The following is a 17,558-nucleotide window of genomic DNA, read 5'->3' on the forward strand; positions in this document are numbered from 1 at the left end:
ATTTTTTTGGTGAGGCTGTACGACAAACTCAAGGGAGCGTTACCACGGACAAAATTGCAACGCTTACAGCGTCCCGCGCACCGACAGCGTCAGCGTTGTGCCATGGTAATAGTCGAAGTTGACGCGCGAGGCACCCGCGCCCGCCGCGATCCCACCGCGCCCGCCGGTGCCATCGGCCAGGAAAGCGTATTCGTCGGCGTTGAGCAGATTGGTGGCGTCGAGGCGCACTTGCACCAGATCGGACAGGCGGTACCCCACCGTACAATCGAGGCTGCCGCGCGCTTGCGTCCACAATAGCAGATCCGAGTTATAGTAGTTCGCGCTCCCGGTCGCTTTGGAGTGCCAGCTATAAGTCAGGCGCAGACTATAGGGGGCTTTGTCGTAATAGCCGGTCGCACCATAGGTATAAGTGGACAGGCCATTGATCTGCATCTTGTAGACGGCGCCGCTGTTGGCGGTGAAGCCGGTGCCCTGCCCGCCGGTGGCGCCGGCCGTATAGGTGAAGTTGAGCATCGTGCCCAAGCCGTCATACGGCTCCGGCAGGAAACTGAAGGGGTGCTGGTAGTATAGTTCGATGCCCTGAACCGTCATCGGGTTCATGTTCACCGGCCGCGACAGCCGTATCGGCAGATTGGGGTTCTCAACCGTGCCGAACACTCCGGGATCGAGCGAGGACCACGGCAAATTGAGCGAGCCAAACGTCACCACTTCGGTGCCGCTCGACAAAAGGTTCTTCAGGTCCTTGTGAAATAGGCCAAGTGAGACCACCGCACCGGGCGAAAAATACCACTCAATTCCGAGATCGACGTTCTTGGATTTGAGCGGCCTCAGTTTGGAATTGCCCGACTGCGCATCCATGCCGAAGCGTGTCACGATCGTCGTGCCCTGGGCGATGGCACCGAGCGAAGGACGGGTGATCGCCTCGCCGAAAGAGGCTCGCGCCAGCACATCGTCTGCAAGTTCGTAGCTGAGGCCGACCGAAGGCAGAACGTCGTCGTAGACGTTCTCCACGCCCTTCGGCCCGTAGACGATCGCTCCCGCGGCGTCGCGGCTGGTGCTGTAGTTCGATCCCGTCAGCCGCGTATCGGCGTAACGCACGCCCGCCTCGATCCGCAGCCGGCGCCCCCATACCTCGCCGGCGGAATCGATGGAGAAAAAAGCGCTCAGCACCTGCTCGGACACATCGTAGAGCCCGCCGCGGGAACTTTCCTGCCGCTTCAGGATGTCGTTCATATGCAGCGTCTCGTAAAAGCTGCGCGGGACGGTCGCCCAATTCATAACGCGCTCGCCATGACGGATACCGCCGAGGAAATCGGTCACCGGCAGGCGGTCGATGGCGTATTCGCCGATCGCCATGGCCGCGATCGACCGGCCGTCGGCGCGCGGCTCGTTCATGACGGCGGCACCGTTCGATTTGGCGTCGTTGGTCTTCTGCGATGTCACCAAGCTGAGGCCCAGCTTGGCCGTGACATGATCAAAAATCGAAACGCCGGTGTCGAAACGGATATCGCCCGTCACCTTGGCGAAGCGGACACTGTCGTTTTCCTTGTAGAGATTGGCGTCGACGGCGGGACTAGAATAGCGGCGCGCATCGGTCATATCGGCTGCCGTCCACACCGTCGGGAATTTGTTGTTCACGCTCGGATCGTAATTGACCGTCGTGTCGTACATATAAAAATAGATGCGGTTGTCGGAATAGCTCGCCCGGTTACCGCTGAAGCCGCCGGCCGCCGTCACACCCATGCGATCGTTCGCCTGATACCGGGCGCTCGCGGTGGCGTTCAGATAATAATCGTCGCCATCATACCAACGGTTCTCGTTGACCCAACCGACGTCCGCGAACGTGCCATAGAGGTTGTTGTTCCGATCGATTTTCGGGGCAACGAGCACAACGCCATTGCAACCCCTCGTGCCGATTTTCTCCGGTGCCGCCTGGCATGCCGCCCACCCCGCGGCAGTGGTTTCGGTGCTGCGCAAAAATGCTCCGAGCGTATATTCGCTGCGCCGGTCGGACATATGCGAGGCAAGCACATCGAGGCTGACGTCCCAACGGTCGTCGACCTTGTATTGTAGCGACAGCAAGGCGCCGTAACGGGTACGGTCTTCCAGCTCGAGATGCTGGCGCGACAGGAAGCGCGGAATATACGCGTGCTCGATATCCGCGGGCGTATAGGTGCCGATGTCCGCGCGCGGATCGAACCCGCCATAGCGCGGGCCGAAATCGAACGTCGTGGCGATCATGCTGTCGCCGACGGCGTTGCGCGACTGGGCCCAGCCCGCAGTTTCGCTTCCCATCAACTGATAAGCGTTCTTCGACAGCGTGAGCGCCATCAGCATGCCCCAATGACCGCTGGTATGGCTGAACTGCAGGCTGCCGCGCGGCATCGCCCGGCTGCGATAGGTATTGAGCGAATATCCGACCGAAAAGACCGCCTTGGTACCGGGAGCGTCGAACGGATGGGGCGTGCGCATATCGATCACGCCGCCGATACCGCCCTCGTCCAGTTGAGGCCGCGGCGACTTGTAGAAATCCACCCGCGTGAACAGATCGGCATCCAGACCGTCGATGTCGACCGAGCGGTTGTTGAACCCCACGCTGGTGCCGGTGACGATGCGCACCGGATTGCCGTTGATCGTGACGATCGAATACTCCGCGCCGAGGCCGCGAATGGTGACCGATTTTCCTTCGTCGGTCCGCGTATCGCGCACGATGATGATGCCGGGAATGCGCACCAGAGATTCCGCGATATTCGAGGTCGGGTATTTGCCGATGTTCTCAGCCAGAATGGTATCGCGCACCCCGATAGCGGCGCGCTTCTCATCGAGCGACTTGTCCAGGCTGGCGCGAAAGCCGTTGACCACGATGGTTTCCGGCGGCTCCCATACAAAGTCCGGCGGCACCGCCAATAAGGGCGCTGCGCTCGCGGCCTGCTTCGGCAGATAAACGGCGACCGCGCCGGAACCGTCACGCTGGAGCAGCAAACCCGTCCCGGCCAGAAGCACATCCAAAGCCTGTTCGGTCGAGGCGGCATTGGCGACAGCATGACTGCGCCGGCCAGCCAAATCGCTGACCTGATAAACAAGTTGGATTTTGGTCAGGCGAATGTATTCGTCGAGCGCGGCGCGCAGATCCTGCTCGGGAATAGTGATCGGCTTGGAAGCCGCGGCGCCGCTGAGCGCAAGCACGCAGACAGCCAGCCTGAGGGCTGCCCCCTTCCTGCGCCTCCTCATCACGACCTCCCCCAAGGACTGTGCGATCCAGCCCGATTTAGGGACTCTTCAGCATCTCGGGTGCTGTTATCGCGCCGAGCAAATTATCATACTATTTAGAGATGACAAACGCCTGCTCAGTCTCCTGCACGCTCAAGCCGAAACTGTCGTGCAACAATGCAACGAAGCCCGTGAGATTGTCGGAGCGAAACCGACCGCCGATTTTCAAACCCCGAGCTTCCCCCATGACAACGATTTGTTTGGTGTTGTAGCGGTTGAACTCTGCGGCGACCGCCGCGAGGGAGGTTTGGTTGAACACCAGAAAGCCGTCGCGCCAACTCAACTTGTCGGCGATCTCCTGCGCCGAATTCTTGGACGCGACAACGGCATCACCATTAACATGGACATCGTCTTGCGCCTTGGCAAAACGCGGCTGAACACTGCGTTTGCTGTTTTCGATGCGCACCGCACCTTCGGTCACCAGGATTTCGGCCTGATCGCCATCCTGGCGGACGAGGAACTTGGTGCCAACATCGCTTACTTTCTGCGACCCGACGAAAACAACGAAAGGAACGGCCGCGTTGTGCGCGACATGGAAATAGGCTTCGCCGTGGTCGATCGTGATCGTACGCGAATGCCGCAAGATTTTCGCGCGCAACCGCGTGTTGGTGTTGAGTTCCACACGACTGCCGTCGGCAAGGCTTACCGTCATCTGCTGACCGATTTCGGTGGCATAGACGTCCGGGCGCGACAACAACACATAACCTCCGCCGATGATGAGGCACAACACGGTCGCGACCGCCGCAGCCCAGCTTGGCGCCAAGGCGAACCTCCAACGGCGCGGTGCGCTTTGACGGACCACGCTTTCAGCGGCGGCAGTGATGACGTCATCCTGCCATGCCGCTTTGATGCGCAGATAGGCGATACGGTGGTCCAGGTCCCCGCCCAACCAGGCATCAAGATCGGCGCGTTCGGCGGCACTGAGGCCCCGGTCTTCGCGCGCACACCATGACGCCGCCTGCGTCTCTATTTTCTTCACTGCCTTCATCTCAATTCCGTCCCCGGACAGCGATATAGCGCTTGGTTTGCGCAATAATCCCCTCCCGAGGTCCATATAGGGCCGATGTCAAAAGCCGCATCGCCTTGGCGAGTTGATACTCGACAATCTGTTCCGTTATGCCTAATCGGACGGCCACCTCACGTTGCGAGATGCGTTCGACGCGGCGCAGGATCAACACGTCGCGGCAGCGGGGCGGCAGATTGTTGATCGCGCACTGAACCCGTTCGAATTCCTCTTGGGCCAAGATTTTCTGCTCCGGTGAGGGCTCATCATCTATGACGTCCAAATCGGGCACTTCGGCCAAAGATTCTACGGGAACGCTACCAACATGCCGCACCTTGTCGATGATTAGGTTGCGGGCCACGGCGAACAGGAACGGTTTCACAGCTACCGGCCGTTCCCGCTGGGCCGACACATATACTCGCGTATAGATGTCCTGAAGCAGGTCTGACCGTTCACTAACCTCACGCCAGCTCCGCGCGATGTATCGCCTCAGCATCGCGTCGAGGGGCATGACTTCGCGAAGAAACCAGCCATCCAGATCTTCTTTGCTGCTAGACGAAATGGCGATGCTCCCCTGGTCGTCTCCGACCACCGGCTCCGATACAGCCAAAGCTCGAACGGCTTTTGTCGCGGTCATTATTGTAGTGACGTATGAGGGCAGAAAACCCCTAGAAAAATTTTGGGGCAATCTTGCGCGGCAAGATGACCAGCCTGTCTGCGTTTGGGAAACCACCTTCTCTGCCCGCATAAGTTTGGTGGCCACACCTACACGGCGGTGGCTACCACGCGACCCTCGTCGCAATCTGCACGATCAAGCACCTTGATAGGGGGTAGGTCGTGAGTTCGATTCACACCTCCGCACCATTAAAATCAAACAAAATCAACGTCTTAACTTGCGTTTCTCGCCAATGCGAACGGCTGCGAAAGGCGTTGAACGACCCGAACGGGGCCGTGCAGAATCCGTGTAGTTGGCACGCTGGGCACGGGCGCATGAACGGACGTTCTTCCCGCTCTGATTCTCGCCGGCAAATAGATCAGATGAGACGGAGGCAGCGATGGCCTACAAAGCCCAGATGATCGAGAACCTGCTCGGCATGAAACGGGCGCGGTTCGGCGAATCGATGTCGCCTTGGCGACCGGCCCCGGTGCCGATGTCGTGATGAACCTCCTCGGCCGCGCGGCGTACAGCGGCGGCGTTTGATGGCGCAGCGCACTGACCGGGTTCTGACCTGCTATCGCATCGGCGACCCGGCAGGCGCTCACCCGATCTACGACAGCGAGGGCGCCCGCCTTTATCCCGGCCGTTGGAACACACCGTCGAGCCCGATCATCTACACGTCTGAGCATTATTCGACGGCGGTGCTCGAAAAGCTGGTGCATAGCAACTTGGTGCTGCCGGCGAACCAGCATTTCGTCGCCATCACGATCCCGAACGGCATCAGCTACGAGGTCTTTCCGACTGCCGCTCACCCAGGGTGGGACTCACGCGACGAAACGATCTGCAAAACGTATAGCCAAGACTGGTTTGATGAGAAGCGTTCTGCCCTGCTGATCGTGCCATCATTGCCCGCGCGCATCGAACGGAACGTCCTGATCAACCCGCAGCACCCGGAAGCGAAGGCCATCTCGCATGCACTGGCAGAACCGGTGTGGTGGGACCAGCGCCTTTATGGCCTGACCTGAGGCATAGACAACGCTCGACGCCAAGACGAAGGCGACGGGTACCAGCTCTCGGCTACGATCCAGATGCCGCGCACAGCCCATCCACACCTCGCCCTGGCGCATACTGTGATGACACTCGGTTCCCATGCCATTGAGGCCGAAGCGATCAAACATGGATGATATTCAGAAGATCGTCGCACAGACACTGAACGACCTTCCTCGTTTGGCGCTGGAGAGACGTCGGCGGATAGGGCCGAGAAGGTTGGCATCTCCGTCGAGGCAGCCACTCTGAAGCGGGCCGCTGAACACATTTTGAGCGATAACAGAGGAATCTTCCGGATATGGCAATCACCACCGGATGAGGCGCACGAACAACATCCGGCTCGCCAGTGTCACCCAGGCGATAGGCAGGCCATACGCAACAACCACGAAGGTCGGGCTGTCGATCGGACAGTGGATGGAATAACCGACAGCCCCAGCCGCGGCGGCAGCAAATCCTATGGCGGCCGCGGCACGGCCCTCGTTTGCCGGGGCGTAGAACCGCATCAGTCCCGTCAAGGCGCCGGCGGCCAACGTGCCATAGATCGTCACCGCACCGAGGCAAAAGGGAAAATTCGGCAAGGCGAAGGAATGCAGGATCGCGGCCGGCGCTGCGTGGCTCCATTCCCAACCGAGTGAACCTGCCACCAGTAAGGCGAACAGAACCACTGCGATCACGCCCCGGTTTACAGTGGCGAGCGGCCGGGCAATGCGCGTCAGAATACCTCCAGCCAACGCAGCGAGCGCCAGCAGCACGGTACTCTTGTAGACCATAGACAGCGGCAGAACCGCGATATCGGGCCGCAAACCGAGCACCAAGGTATTGACGACCATTGTCACCGCGATCGCCGCGACGACAGCGAGCGACAATCGCAGCGGCGGGCGCCGCGGCGGTGTCTGGCTGAGAAGCGTGATCAAGTCATCCGTTCGCATGGTCAGGCGCGCTCCTTTGCCATCATCTCGGCGAGGCGGCGCAATCCGCGGTGGACAACGATCTTGATATTGCTTTCGCTCATACCGTATTGCGCGGCCAGGGCCTTGACCGAAGCTCCTTCCACTTTCAAAGCCTGAATGATCGCTCCCGCGGGCGGCTTCAATTGGGCAAGCAATTGCGTCAGATCGCGCTGCGCCAGCGGGGCCTCGCCACCGCCATCGACGACGTCCGCAGCTTCTTCAAGCGGCACGTGATGAATGCGCTCGCGGCGCAGCGCGTCAATCATCTTGTGCTTGGCAACGGCATAGAGCCAGGCGAGGAACGGCATGGCGTCGTCATAGGTATGCAGTTTCAGATGCACCGTCAGCATGATTTCCTGCACCATATCCTCGGCCCAATCGCCACGGCCGTACCGCGCCAACTGCGAAGCGCAATAACGGCGGAGGAGCGGCACCAGCTCGGCGAGGAGAAGGCCCATCGCTGTGCCGCCGCCTGCAGCCGCTATGGCCAGGGCGCGCCAGCGCTCGTTGCCTCTCTCGTCGGTGTCGCTGCCTGGCATGATGACGTCGCGTCGTCCGTAACGGTTACATCGCGGCCAAAAACAAGTTCCAGCCGTAACTTTGTAGCAGAGCCTTTCGTAATGCACAGCAGGAGATCACACGATCGTCCTCGGATATCATTCAAACTGGAGAATTGTCATGTTCACGCCCAAACTCTTTTCCCTGTTCGCCGCGGCGTTCCTGACCTGTGCGTATACCGTGCCGGCCAGCGCCAACGACAGCATGGCGACACCCGCAGCCCAATCATCGGCGATGACCGGCGGATCGGCACCGATGAAGGCTGTGGCGATGCCCCATAAAAAGAAGACCGCCAAACCAATGGCCAAGGCCGGCGCGATGTCGACCTCAGCCGGCATGTCAACGGGCGCGATGAGCAGCATATCGTCCGATCATATGGCGGCCAAGCCCACCGACGCCGCCATGAAAGACAACATGTCCTCGCATTGAGCGGCGATGCGGTCGTGGCGGCGGCGCTTGCCCGCAGCCCTACGAAATCGGCGCGACGCGGGTTACAGGCGCGGAAAAATAAATATTCCGCAAACCCGATGAAACGACACGAGGCGCCGGCCGTACCTGCGATGTACTTGGATTCAACAGGAGGTGAAAATAATGGCACGCACAAAGTGGTTGGCTGCGGCCGTCACGACGATCGCCTTTGCACTCGCACCGGCGGCACACGCCGGCCAGATCAAAATCACGATCCACAACAATTCGCCGGTTGGCGGACTGAACCTCTCGCCGCTGTGGGTGACGTTCGGAAACGGTTCCTTCGACGTCTTCAATGCGGGTTCTTTGGCGACGCCCGGTCTTGAGCCGTTAGCTGAGAGCGGCAACCCGAGCGGTCTAGCGTCACGCCTTGCCGCGACAGATCCGGGTGCGGTTACTGGTTTAATCCCGGTTCCCGGCGCGAGCGGCCTCGCCCAGATCGAGCCGGGCGAGTCCGGCTCTATCATTCTCGACATCAATCCCACCACCAATCGCTTCTTCAACTTTGCGGCCATGGTGGTGCCGTCCAATGACGCCTTCACGTCACTCGACAATGCCCTCGCCCTGTTCGACAGCGCCGGGCATTTCCTTGGCAACAAGACCCTGACGCTGACCGGCAACGATATCTGGGATGCCGGCACCGAGGTGGACCAGTTGTTCGGTTCCGCCTTCGTGGTCGGCCAGAACGCCGCTCTTGGCGACACCGAGAACCTGGCGGTGGGGTTACATCCCGGCTTTGGCACCTTTGACGGGCAGCTCGAACCCAATGGGCATACCTTCAATGCGGCCGACGCCGACGTCGCCAAGCGTGGCGGTTTTACCTTCGCCAGCATTACCATCAGCGAGGTGCCGGAGCCGGCGAGTTGGACTCTGATGCTGGCCGCTACCATGCTGAGCGGCTTTGCTGTCAGCCGTCGCCGCCGGCGAAACGGGAGCCAAGACGCTCAAGCGGCTTGACCAACACTTGCGCATGCGGCGTCTCCTGCCTCAGTCCCAAAATCCGCGCGCCTTCCCCGGAATGCGGGGGGGCGGCGGAATGCGAAGCGCATCCGTCAGCGCAGCAACAGAAGCCGACTGTGTCGGCTAAACCGCCATACGATGGTTTCCGGCGAAGCCGCGACAGTGGGATCGCGAAGAACGGTGAATCCCAAGCCGAATCCTCGCCCCGGCCAGAGCAAGAGATCGGTCCCTCTCGATGGTGACCTAACCCGACGTCAGTCCGTTGCTACCACTTCCAGAGCATTCGATTGCCTTTGGCCTCCATCAGACCGGTGAGATGTCCGATAGCGTCCGGGCGACAGGCCGTGATGTCGAAGGAACACCTTCGAAAATGCTGCCACGGTCTCGTAGCCGACGCTGCTCGCAATCTGTGCGATTCCCTCGTCGCTTGTCTCGAGTAGAAACGCGGCCTCCTCCATCCGCCGCACGATCAGATAGCGATACATGGACTGACCGACGAGCTTCGTGAAGCGGGCCGAAAAGGCCGAGCGACCCAGCCCAACGCGTTGCCCGAGGTCGTCGAGGGTCCAAGGCCGATCCGGCCGTTCATGGATCAACTTAAGCGCCGGTCCGATGTGCGGGTCCGCCATCGCCCCAAGCCACCCACCCTCTCCGGGACCGAGTGACTTGGTCCAGCTTCGCAACACCTCGACAAATAGCACTTCTGTTAGCCGCGAAAGCGCGATGCCTTGGCCGGGACGCTCACGCGCGGATTCGCTCACCATGCGTCGCAGAATCGCCTCGCGCCATTCGCCATCTTCCGCCGGCTTTAAGAGAAGCACGGGCGGAAGCAATTCCAAGACGCTGCAGCGCGAAGGCCGCGTCATGGTGAACTTACCGCAGATCATCGTCGCGTATGGCTCTACGTCCCCGCCGTGACGGACGACGCCAAGATGCGCGGGCGATCGAACGAGGTCCAGAACCGAGGATGGCCTCGTTCGACGATCCGAATAAACCTCATGTGGCTCCCCGCGCGAAATGACAACAAAGTCGCCCCCGGTCATGCGGAGTTCTCGTCCCTGTTCGAGCGCGAGGGTTGCTGAGCCACGACTGAGATAATGGAACAGGGCGTATGGACGTTGCGGCAACGCCAACCGCCAGGGATGGCCAAGCTCGAAATGAAAAAGCAAGGTCCCGCCCAGACGAACGCGATCAAGCACTTCGGCGAGCATGTCCATAACGCTGATGCTATTCCCGCGGACGATCGGACACAACCTTTGGACGATCGGGCTCTACCGTCCGAGAGGTCTTCATATTAGGTCCTGCTGAGCGCACGGACGCATCGTGCGGGTCATTTGTTTTCAAAACTGCAGATGGAAGAACCGCGACCCTGCGGAAACGTCATCCGTCGTGCCAACAGGAGCCTCTAATGCAGAATTTTCTCCTTTCAACTGCCGCCGTCCTCATGGCCGGAGCCGCATTTGCCGCCCCCGCCCAATCGACCGAACTGCCCAAGGGAGCGGCCCGCAACATTGTGCTGGTCCATGGCGCTTTTGTTGACCAGACAAGTTGGAAGCCCGTTGCCGACATCCTCACAAAGAAGGGCTACAACGTCACGCTTGTCGAAAATCCACTCACTTCCCTTGCCGCGGACGTCGATGCCACCAAACAAGCGCTGGCGAAGCAGAACGGCAAAACTGTTCTCGTTGGCCATTCCTGGGGTGGCATCGTCATCACGCAAGCCGGTAACGATCCCAAGGTCTCGGCACTCGTTTACGTCTCCGCATTTGCGCCCGACGTGGGACAATCTCTGGCGGCCCTCGCCAAGAGCGGCCCGGTAACCGAAGGCGCCGCGGCGATACACCCCGACGACAAGGGCAACCTCACTATCGATCCCAAGGTATTTCCTGATGCAGTCGCGGCTGACCTTCCCCCGCAGATCGCCGAATCCCTGGCAAATAATCAGCTCCCGTTGAACCACGTGGCGTTCGAGGCGCCGGTCGACACGGCCGCTTGGCAGGACAAGCCAAATTTCTATGTGATCAGCACCAAGGACAAGGTGATCGCGCCCGAAGTCCAGAAGTATTTCGCCGCCAAGATAAAGGCCGATACGACGGAAGTGGCCGGCAGCCATGCCGCGCTCGTCGTTCACGCCGACGAAGTCGCCGCGGTGATTGAAAAAGCTTCGCTCGCGAAGTGACGCTATGCTCCCGGTACTTTTGTTCCGGGAGCGTCCGCGCCAGCCCAAGGGAATACAGAACGCATCGACCGCGCCGAGGACAAAATGACGATAAATAAAATCGAGGTGGAACGTTTCAGCCTCACGAGTTCAAAGTCATTCGACGCTGTTGTGACCACGCTCAAATCGGCGGTCGGGCTGCCTGACATCGTCGAATTCTTCAATGCGGCGAGGGCGGCAATTTCCTTTCCAGATCTGGAGCAAGTTGTGCAACGTGCCCTTGGCCGCACGGGTCTTATGCTTTTCGCGGAATTCGACTTGGGCACCGTCCTGCGTCGCGAAACTGGTTCCAAGACGCCCAAGAGCATGCGGCTGATAGTGGGCAATCCCCTCATCATGAAGGAAATGGTCAAGCACGTACCCGATGCCGGATCCTACGCTCCCGTCACGATCCTTATTGATGAACGATCCGATGGCGTGCATGTCTCCTATGACACAATGGAGAGTTATCTGCTGCCGTATGGCAGTGCGGAAGCACTTGCTGTCGCCCGCAATCTCGATACGAAAATCACAACCTTGCTGCGCGAATGTGCAAGATAAAACGTCCTGATGACGCTTTCTCGCAGCCGACGGGCGAACCGCCGACCGTGCTTAAGCCTTATTCCTGGCGTGGCGGGGTCATCACGTGAGCCCCAAGGTCTCGACACTTGTCACGTCTCCACATTCGCGCCTGACATGGAAAAATCTTTGGCGGTGCTCGCCGCGAGCGGCCCAGCCACCCAGGTCTTGCGGCGATATACGCGCGGGACTCTGAAAGGAGCTTACATGCTGCGCACGGCGATCACCTTTGCCACCGCTCTCGTTCTAACAGGCGTAGTCGCCACCCCGGCCGCCATCGCCCTGGTGTCTCCGCACGACGCAGAATTCGCTCCTGAATTTCGGATGGGCTACGCGTTCCTCAAACAGTACAAGACTGTTTGGGACTATCCCAATGCTACGCTCTACCTGTTGAAGTCCTAGCGCGGGTCAGCCGAACGGATGGCGCGAGCCATGGCATGCACAAAATGAATACCATTGCGGCTAATCCCATCGAAAAAGCTGCAGCGGCGTCAACTTCAATGGCCATGAACTAAGGCATGGTGCCTAATCCGATGGCGAAGAGACCTGTCCGGATACAGCACCGTGTACCGACAGACATCTTCCCCTCTCACGACCAAAGGACGATGACGATGAACAGACGCACTTTCTCGACCACACTGATTGCCGCTGCCTCGTTGACTTCTATCGGCGGCATAGCCGCCGCTCCTGTGCCAGCCCGCAACATCGTTCTCGTGCACGGGCTGTTCGCCGACGGATCGTGCTGGTCCGAAGTGATCACGCGCCTGCAAGCGGCGGGGCTCAACGCCACCGCCGTGCAGAATCCTCTGACGACGCTGCCGGAGGCTGTCGCCTCCGCCCAGCGCGTGCTTGACCGGCAAGATGGGCCGACAGTCCTGGTCGGGCATTCCTTCTCCGGCATGATTGTCACCGAAGCAGGCGTGCACCCTAAAGTCTCGTCTCTAGTTTATGTGGCGGCGCGTGCGCCGGACGCGGGCGAGGACTATACCGCTCTGGCCAAGACCTATCCCCCGCCACCGGCATCGGCGGGGATTATCTTCGACGGCGATGAAGGGCGCCTCACCGAGGCGGCGTTTCTGCGCGATTTTGCCGGCGACTTACCGGAAGCAAAAGCGAAGGTGCTCTATGCCGTCCAGCAACCGTTCCACAAGGCGTTGTTGACGGGCAGAACCACGTATGCGGCATGGCGGTCGAAGCCGAGCTTCTATGCCGTTTCGACGGAAGACCGGACGATCAACCCGGACCTAGAGCGCTTCATGGCTAAGCGCATGGGTGCCAAGACCATTGAAGTGAAATCAAGCCATCTCTCGCTGATTTCCCATCCCGACGAGATCACCCGCCTCATCCTGGAAGCTGCCGGGCTACGCGCTTAACGTATAGCTACGTATGCGGCGGAGCGAAGTGGTGGAACCGCAGATCGCGGTCCGCGCCACAGTTGAGACGATGAGCAAAACCAGAAAAGCCAAGAGCGTGCGGGTCACGGCATTCCTCCTCCCGATACCATCACGAAGCTCTGAGCGAGGAATCGGCTTTTGAGCGATATCGAATGAGCGCCAAAATCCGATAGACCCCACTCTTGTTCCGCCGTCCCAGCGTTCTCGCTATCGAGGAGATACACTGGCCGCTCTTCCAGCGCTCCCAAAGCTCCGCCTTCTGCTGCGGTGCAAACCAAATCCGCGATACCCGTTCCATGAGCGCCTCCTGATCTTGCCAGATTAGAAGGTGTTGCGCTCACTCGTTGAACCCGCCATGGCCGGGGCATGCTTCTCGATACGTAGTAGCGCGGCAAGAGCACGAAGATTGGCCCCCAGATGGCACCGATCTTGCGCAAGCCGGGCTGCAAGATTCGCTTCTTCGTCTGCAGAGAGTTCGCCGTCTTAGGCCGCCCACACAGCGGCGGTCTTAAACCTCGCGTTTGCTCGCGCCCTCGTAGCGGCCCGATCGGCGCTTTGTTTACAGTTTGAGGCTAAAGGGCGCACTTCTCTCAAACGTCCGTCTTAAGAAAAGGGCGGCACCCATTTCGGGGTGCCGCCAGTTAATGCCATAGGGGAGGAATTTTCCCGCTGGCAAGTCAGAGAGACTAGAAGGTGCCGCGAATACCCAGCATGAAGTTCTGGCCCTTGAAGTAGTAGGAGTGGACCGTGTCGGGGAACTGCACGTAGGAACGCTGCTTCGCGGCAAACACGTTGGTGACATCGAAGGTGAGTTCCGGATCGCTCGGCAACTCGCCGAAGAAGCGGTCCAGTTTCACGCTCGAAGAGAAGTCCGCCTGACCATAGGCTTTGCTGAACAGGTAGGCTCCGGACGGACATCCGGCCGGCAGAACGCCGCTGGCAACAGCCGGCAAGCAGATGCCGCCGGACTGGCTCGTCGATGCGTAGGACGTATCGTTCCAGTTATACGACATGCGCAACATGACGCCGTCGGCTTCGTAGAAGCCCGTGACGTTGAACTGCCACGGGGCGACGCCGGTCGCATAGGTCGGCACCTGGCCGGTCGACTTCTGGTCGATGATGGTCAGATTGCCGGTGAAGCCGAAGCCCTTCAAGCCGAGATACGGATCCGTGAGGAAATCGAGCGGCTGGACGTAGTTGATTTCCAGGCCGTTGATGATTTCCAGACCCTTCAGGTTGACCTGCTGGTTGATGTAGACGGTCTGGTTGGCGCACGTCGCATCGGAATTACAGGAAACGCCCGTCGTGCCGCCGTTGGCATAGGTTTGCTTCTGCGTCGCGTTGAGCGAATTGTAGATGATGCCATAGTCCGCCAAGTCGGCGAAGATATGCTTGGTCGTCATCTGAGCGGTGAAGCCACTGATCGACTTACGGAACATCGTCAGGCTGACGTACCCTTCGCCACCGGTGTAGAGTTCTCCACCGATATCGAAGTTGGTCGCGTAGTAGGGCTTCAGTGCCGAATTGCCGAGCGTGGCCGTCGACACCGTGGGGTCGCCAAAGTCAACAGCTGCACTCATGTTGCCAGGATTGGGACGCGTCATCGTACGCGATGCCGAGAAACGAACCTGGAAATCGTCGGAGACTTCATAGACGAACGACGCCGACGGCAAGAATGCGTGGTACTTCACGGACTTTGCGACCAGCGGCGTGTAGTTCGGATATTTGCCGCCGTCCTGGATATCATCCGCATTGCCGGCAATGCCGTCGGGGCCGGCGTTGCGCGGATCGACAAGGCTGATGCCGGGTGTCTGAAGCCACTGACGGGTTTCAATCCAACGCAGACCGACATTGTACTTCAACTTGCGATCGCCGATATCGAACGAACCGAACGTCTCGCCATAAAGGCCGACCGTGCGTTCGTCGATGCGGCTTGTCAGGCTGGCGGGATGGTAATCGGTAACGTTGGTGCCGGGCTTGCCAAGCCAACTGCAATTCGGAATGCAGAGCATATCGTTATAGGCTTTTTGCTGAATCGCGTAGTAGTTCGAGTCGGCATACAGCCTGTCGTAGTTGACCGATATGAACCCGTTACCGCCTGTCGACAGATAGCTCGCGAGCTTCGTGGTCGGGATCAAGGAGCCCGAGAACGCGAGCGGTGCTGCACCGGCCGTGTAGCCGGTACCCCAGCCGGGATACTTGGTCGCGATGGTAGCGCCAGCACCGAGCCACGTCGGCGGAACCCAGCCGGCCGTGCCGTCGGACGCCTGACCGTTACAGCTCGGCATGCTCGAGTTCGGGCCGCCGATGAGGTAGTTGGGGTTGCCGCCGCAAATCGCGGCCTGCCAACGGGCGTCGTCGGCGTAGCTGCGGATCAGGCGATACGCCACGTCATAGGCCGCACCGACCTTCACCGCAAACTTGTCGCCGCCGTAGGTCGTGTCGAAATGAATGCCGTGGGTCGTCGTAAAGCGGTTTTCGCCGTTCAAGTTCACACGACCGGTCAACCACTGGAAGTTGTTCGGGTCGTTGAGATCGATGTTGATGTTCTCGGTGGGAAACGCGCCGGTGGCATCGAACGTCAGTTTCGTACCCGTCGCCGGGAACCCGGCATTACAATTCGGAACAGTCGACGCCGGCAGCGGACCGCCGGTGCAAGAGGCGACCATGACGGTCGGGTTGCGACGAAGGAAATGGCTGTTCGAATAGTAAGCCTGCGCTTCGATCTTGAGCAGATCCGTCACCTGCCAGGATGCACCTGGGTTCAGGTTCAGGAAGTCGCCGTTTTCGCGGTAATCGCGGGCTTCAATGCTGAACGTCGGGTTGTAGAAGGTGCCGGTCTGCACCGATCCGCCAAGGCCGCCAGTCAACGACGTGGCGCCCAACCACGCCGAAGAGAGAGTCAGCCCCTGAGGGATCATCTGGCTCGAACCGTTGCCGGTGCGCACGCCCCAGCCCATGTCGGAACGATCCATGTGATTGTCGATATGGCCGTAGGTCACATCCAGATAAGTATGAATGCTATCCGTCGGACGGAATTCGAGAGCCAGGGCTGCGTTGTAGCGATCCCTGGTGCCGCCTTCGCGCATCGGACGGCCCAGACGCGGCAACAGCGCATTCGAAAGGCGCGTCGACATCTGGTTCAAACAGGTCGTCGAAGGCGCCGTCTGCGAGCAAGACGCATCGGCCAAGCCCGGATTCAACGCGTAAAGCAGGCGCTGATCGACAGGATAACCTGTGGGCAGATAGCTCGTGCCATTAACGACCTGGGCCGCATAGCCGGTGTTGAGGGTGTAACCCGACGGAACAGGAACATAGACACCGGTTTGCACCGAGCTCGGGATCGTCCAGGCCTTGGAGCCGAACTGCGCGCAAGTATTGGTGGTACCCGATGCAGCGCAGGTGCCGGTCGGAAGATTCGGGCCGTACCAGGAGGCATTGCCGTCTTCGAAGCCGTAAACGTAGGTGTTCGCGTGCTGGCCCGAAAGACCGAGCAACACGCCGAACTTGTCCCAGCTGTCCGAAACGATAATCGATCCGCTCTCGCCGACCTGGAATTTGGTGGTCGACTGGTCGAGCAGCTTGAAGTTGTAGTTCAAATGGAAGCCGGGCTTGTCGAACGGACGTAACACGCGCATCGACACGGAGCCGGCGGCGCCACCTTCGATCTGGTCGGCCGTAGGAGACTTCGAGACAGACAACTGGGTGAACATTTCCGGAGGGAGCATGTTCAAGTCGACTTCACGGTTGGTGTTGGAACCGTCCGTCGCACCTGTGGTCGCCACGGAAATCGGATTGCCGTTGACCAGGATCTTGGTGAAGTTCGTACCGAGACCGCGAATTTGAACCTGCATGCCGTCGCCGTTGATTTCACGGACAATGGTCACGCCAGGAATGCGATTGAGCGATTCAGCGATGTTGCTATCGGGAAACTTGCCGATGTCTTCGGCGAAGACCGAGTCGCTGAACCCGATCGCTGCGCGCTTGGCATTGGTCGAGTCGGCCAAGCTGGCGCGGTAGCCGGTGACGGTCACCGTTTCGAGCGCCTCTTGCGCCATCGTCGGCACGGCCGAAAGCAAAAAGCTCACGCTCGCCAGCACTGTCGTGCCCAGCAAGCGGCCGCGAGTGTTCGTTGTCCTACTCATTTCAATCCTCCCATTTGTTTTCACTCTCCTCTGTCGCGTTTCGGCGCTCAGCTTCCGCATTGAAGTCAGTGCGACGCTCCCTCAGTGCGTTTGCATTCCTCATCGATTTGTTTGCCGGCACAGTCGGTTCGACCGAACCCAAACGACCACCACGCCGACCAGCGCCTAGCCGCATCGGATCTCGCGTGGATGGAATATTGGTACCGGTAACACCCCCTTTGTCAGTTCTCCGACGCAATGCCTCGGAGAGGCACGCATCACTGCGAAAATTCGTCAGCTTCTCTGGCAGCTATCCCCTTGCGCACGGCCCGCGCCGCCCCAACTCTCCG

At 59.9% G+C, this 17,558-nt stretch carries 14 protein-coding genes and 1 pseudogene; 6 read left to right on the forward strand and 9 right to left on the reverse strand.

Annotated features, from left to right (window positions below):
• Window positions 1-63 precede the first annotated feature (63 nt).
• The 3 genes from FHS84_RS12245 to FHS84_RS12255 form a co-directional block, all read right to left on the reverse strand.
• Window positions 64-3,231, reverse strand: a complete 3,168-nt coding sequence (locus tag FHS84_RS12245; RefSeq protein ID WP_166934590.1) for a TonB-dependent receptor — start codon at window positions 3,229-3,231, stop codon at window positions 64-66.
• A 91-nt stretch (window positions 3,232-3,322) separates the two neighbouring features.
• Window positions 3,323-4,258 (reverse strand): FecR family protein, encoded by a 936-nt coding sequence (locus tag FHS84_RS12250; RefSeq protein WP_166934592.1) that lies wholly within the window; start codon window positions 4,256-4,258, stop codon window positions 3,323-3,325.
• Window position 4,259: 1 nt separating this feature from the next.
• Window positions 4,260-4,910: an RNA polymerase sigma factor gene (locus tag FHS84_RS12255; RefSeq protein ID WP_166934594.1), complete on the reverse strand. Its 651-nt coding sequence runs from the start codon at window positions 4,908-4,910 to the stop codon at window positions 4,260-4,262.
• Between the two features lie 560 nt (window positions 4,911-5,470).
• Between FHS84_RS12255 and FHS84_RS12260 the strand changes: the two genes are divergently transcribed.
• A complete protein-coding gene (locus tag FHS84_RS12260; protein ID WP_166934596.1) occupies window positions 5,471-5,956 on the forward strand; it encodes an RES domain-containing protein in 486 nt (161 codons plus the stop codon).
• A 327-nt stretch (window positions 5,957-6,283) separates the two neighbouring features.
• On the opposite strand, the gene FHS84_RS12265 is transcribed toward FHS84_RS12260, so the two are convergent.
• The 3 genes from FHS84_RS12265 to FHS84_RS12275 all read right to left on the reverse strand — a co-directional run bounded on the left by FHS84_RS12265 (window position 6,284) and on the right by FHS84_RS12275 (window position 7,848).
• Window positions 6,284-6,907 carry an NrsF family protein gene (locus FHS84_RS12265; protein WP_166934598.1) on the reverse strand — a complete coding sequence of 208 codons (624 nt, stop codon included), beginning with the start codon at window positions 6,905-6,907 and terminating at the stop codon, window positions 6,284-6,286.
• 2 nt (window positions 6,908-6,909) lie between these two features.
• A complete protein-coding gene (locus tag FHS84_RS12270; protein WP_166934600.1) occupies window positions 6,910-7,467 on the reverse strand; it encodes a sigma-70 family RNA polymerase sigma factor in 558 nt (185 codons plus the stop codon).
• 117 nt (window positions 7,468-7,584) lie between these two features.
• Window positions 7,585-7,848 carry a hypothetical protein gene (locus tag FHS84_RS12275; protein WP_166934602.1) on the reverse strand — a complete coding sequence of 88 codons (264 nt, stop codon included), beginning with the start codon at window positions 7,846-7,848 and terminating at the stop codon, window positions 7,585-7,587.
• Window positions 7,849-8,077: 229 nt separating this feature from the next.
• Here FHS84_RS12275 and FHS84_RS12280 point away from each other — a divergent pair, with 229 nt between their 5' ends.
• Entirely contained in the window at window positions 8,078-8,911 is an 834-nt protein-coding gene (locus FHS84_RS12280) for a spondin domain-containing protein (RefSeq protein WP_166934710.1), read from the forward strand.
• A 257-nt stretch (window positions 8,912-9,168) separates the two neighbouring features.
• Here FHS84_RS12280 and FHS84_RS12285 read toward each other — a convergent pair whose 3' ends face one another.
• Window positions 9,169-10,131, reverse strand: coding sequence for an AraC family transcriptional regulator (locus FHS84_RS12285; RefSeq protein WP_166934604.1), 963 nt, complete (start codon window positions 10,129-10,131; stop codon window positions 9,169-9,171).
• Window positions 10,132-10,322: 191 nt separating this feature from the next.
• Here FHS84_RS12285 and FHS84_RS12290 point away from each other — a divergent pair, with 191 nt between their 5' ends.
• The 4 genes from FHS84_RS12290 (at window position 10,323) to FHS84_RS12305 (ending at window position 13,063) form a co-directional block, all read left to right on the forward strand.
• Complete coding sequence (locus FHS84_RS12290) at window positions 10,323-11,093, forward strand: alpha/beta hydrolase (RefSeq protein ID WP_166934606.1); 771 nt, start codon at window positions 10,323-10,325, stop codon at window positions 11,091-11,093.
• Between the two features lie 84 nt (window positions 11,094-11,177).
• A complete protein-coding gene (locus tag FHS84_RS12295) occupies window positions 11,178-11,672 on the forward strand; it encodes a DUF302 domain-containing protein (RefSeq protein ID WP_166934609.1) in 495 nt (164 codons plus the stop codon).
• 225 nt (window positions 11,673-11,897) lie between these two features.
• Complete coding sequence (locus FHS84_RS12300; RefSeq protein WP_166934611.1) at window positions 11,898-12,092, forward strand: hypothetical protein; 195 nt, start codon at window positions 11,898-11,900, stop codon at window positions 12,090-12,092.
• 203 nt (window positions 12,093-12,295) lie between these two features.
• A complete protein-coding gene (locus tag FHS84_RS12305) occupies window positions 12,296-13,063 on the forward strand; it encodes an alpha/beta fold hydrolase (RefSeq protein WP_166934614.1) in 768 nt (255 codons plus the stop codon).
• A 175-nt stretch (window positions 13,064-13,238) separates the two neighbouring features.
• Here the strand turns inward: FHS84_RS12305 and FHS84_RS23085 are convergent.
• Together FHS84_RS23085 and FHS84_RS12310 are read right to left on the reverse strand one after the other, a co-directional pair.
• A pseudogene (locus FHS84_RS23085) lies at window positions 13,239-13,382 on the reverse strand (IS30 family transposase); the annotation flags it as partial.
• 388 nt (window positions 13,383-13,770) lie between these two features.
• Complete coding sequence (locus tag FHS84_RS12310; RefSeq protein WP_166934616.1) at window positions 13,771-17,229, reverse strand: TonB-dependent receptor; 3,459 nt, start codon at window positions 17,227-17,229, stop codon at window positions 13,771-13,773.
• Window positions 17,230-17,558 lie beyond the last annotated feature (329 nt).

It is taken from the genome of Rhizomicrobium electricum, assembly GCF_011762045.1.
GTDB lineage: Bacteria > Pseudomonadota > Alphaproteobacteria > Micropepsales > Micropepsaceae > Rhizomicrobium > Rhizomicrobium electricum.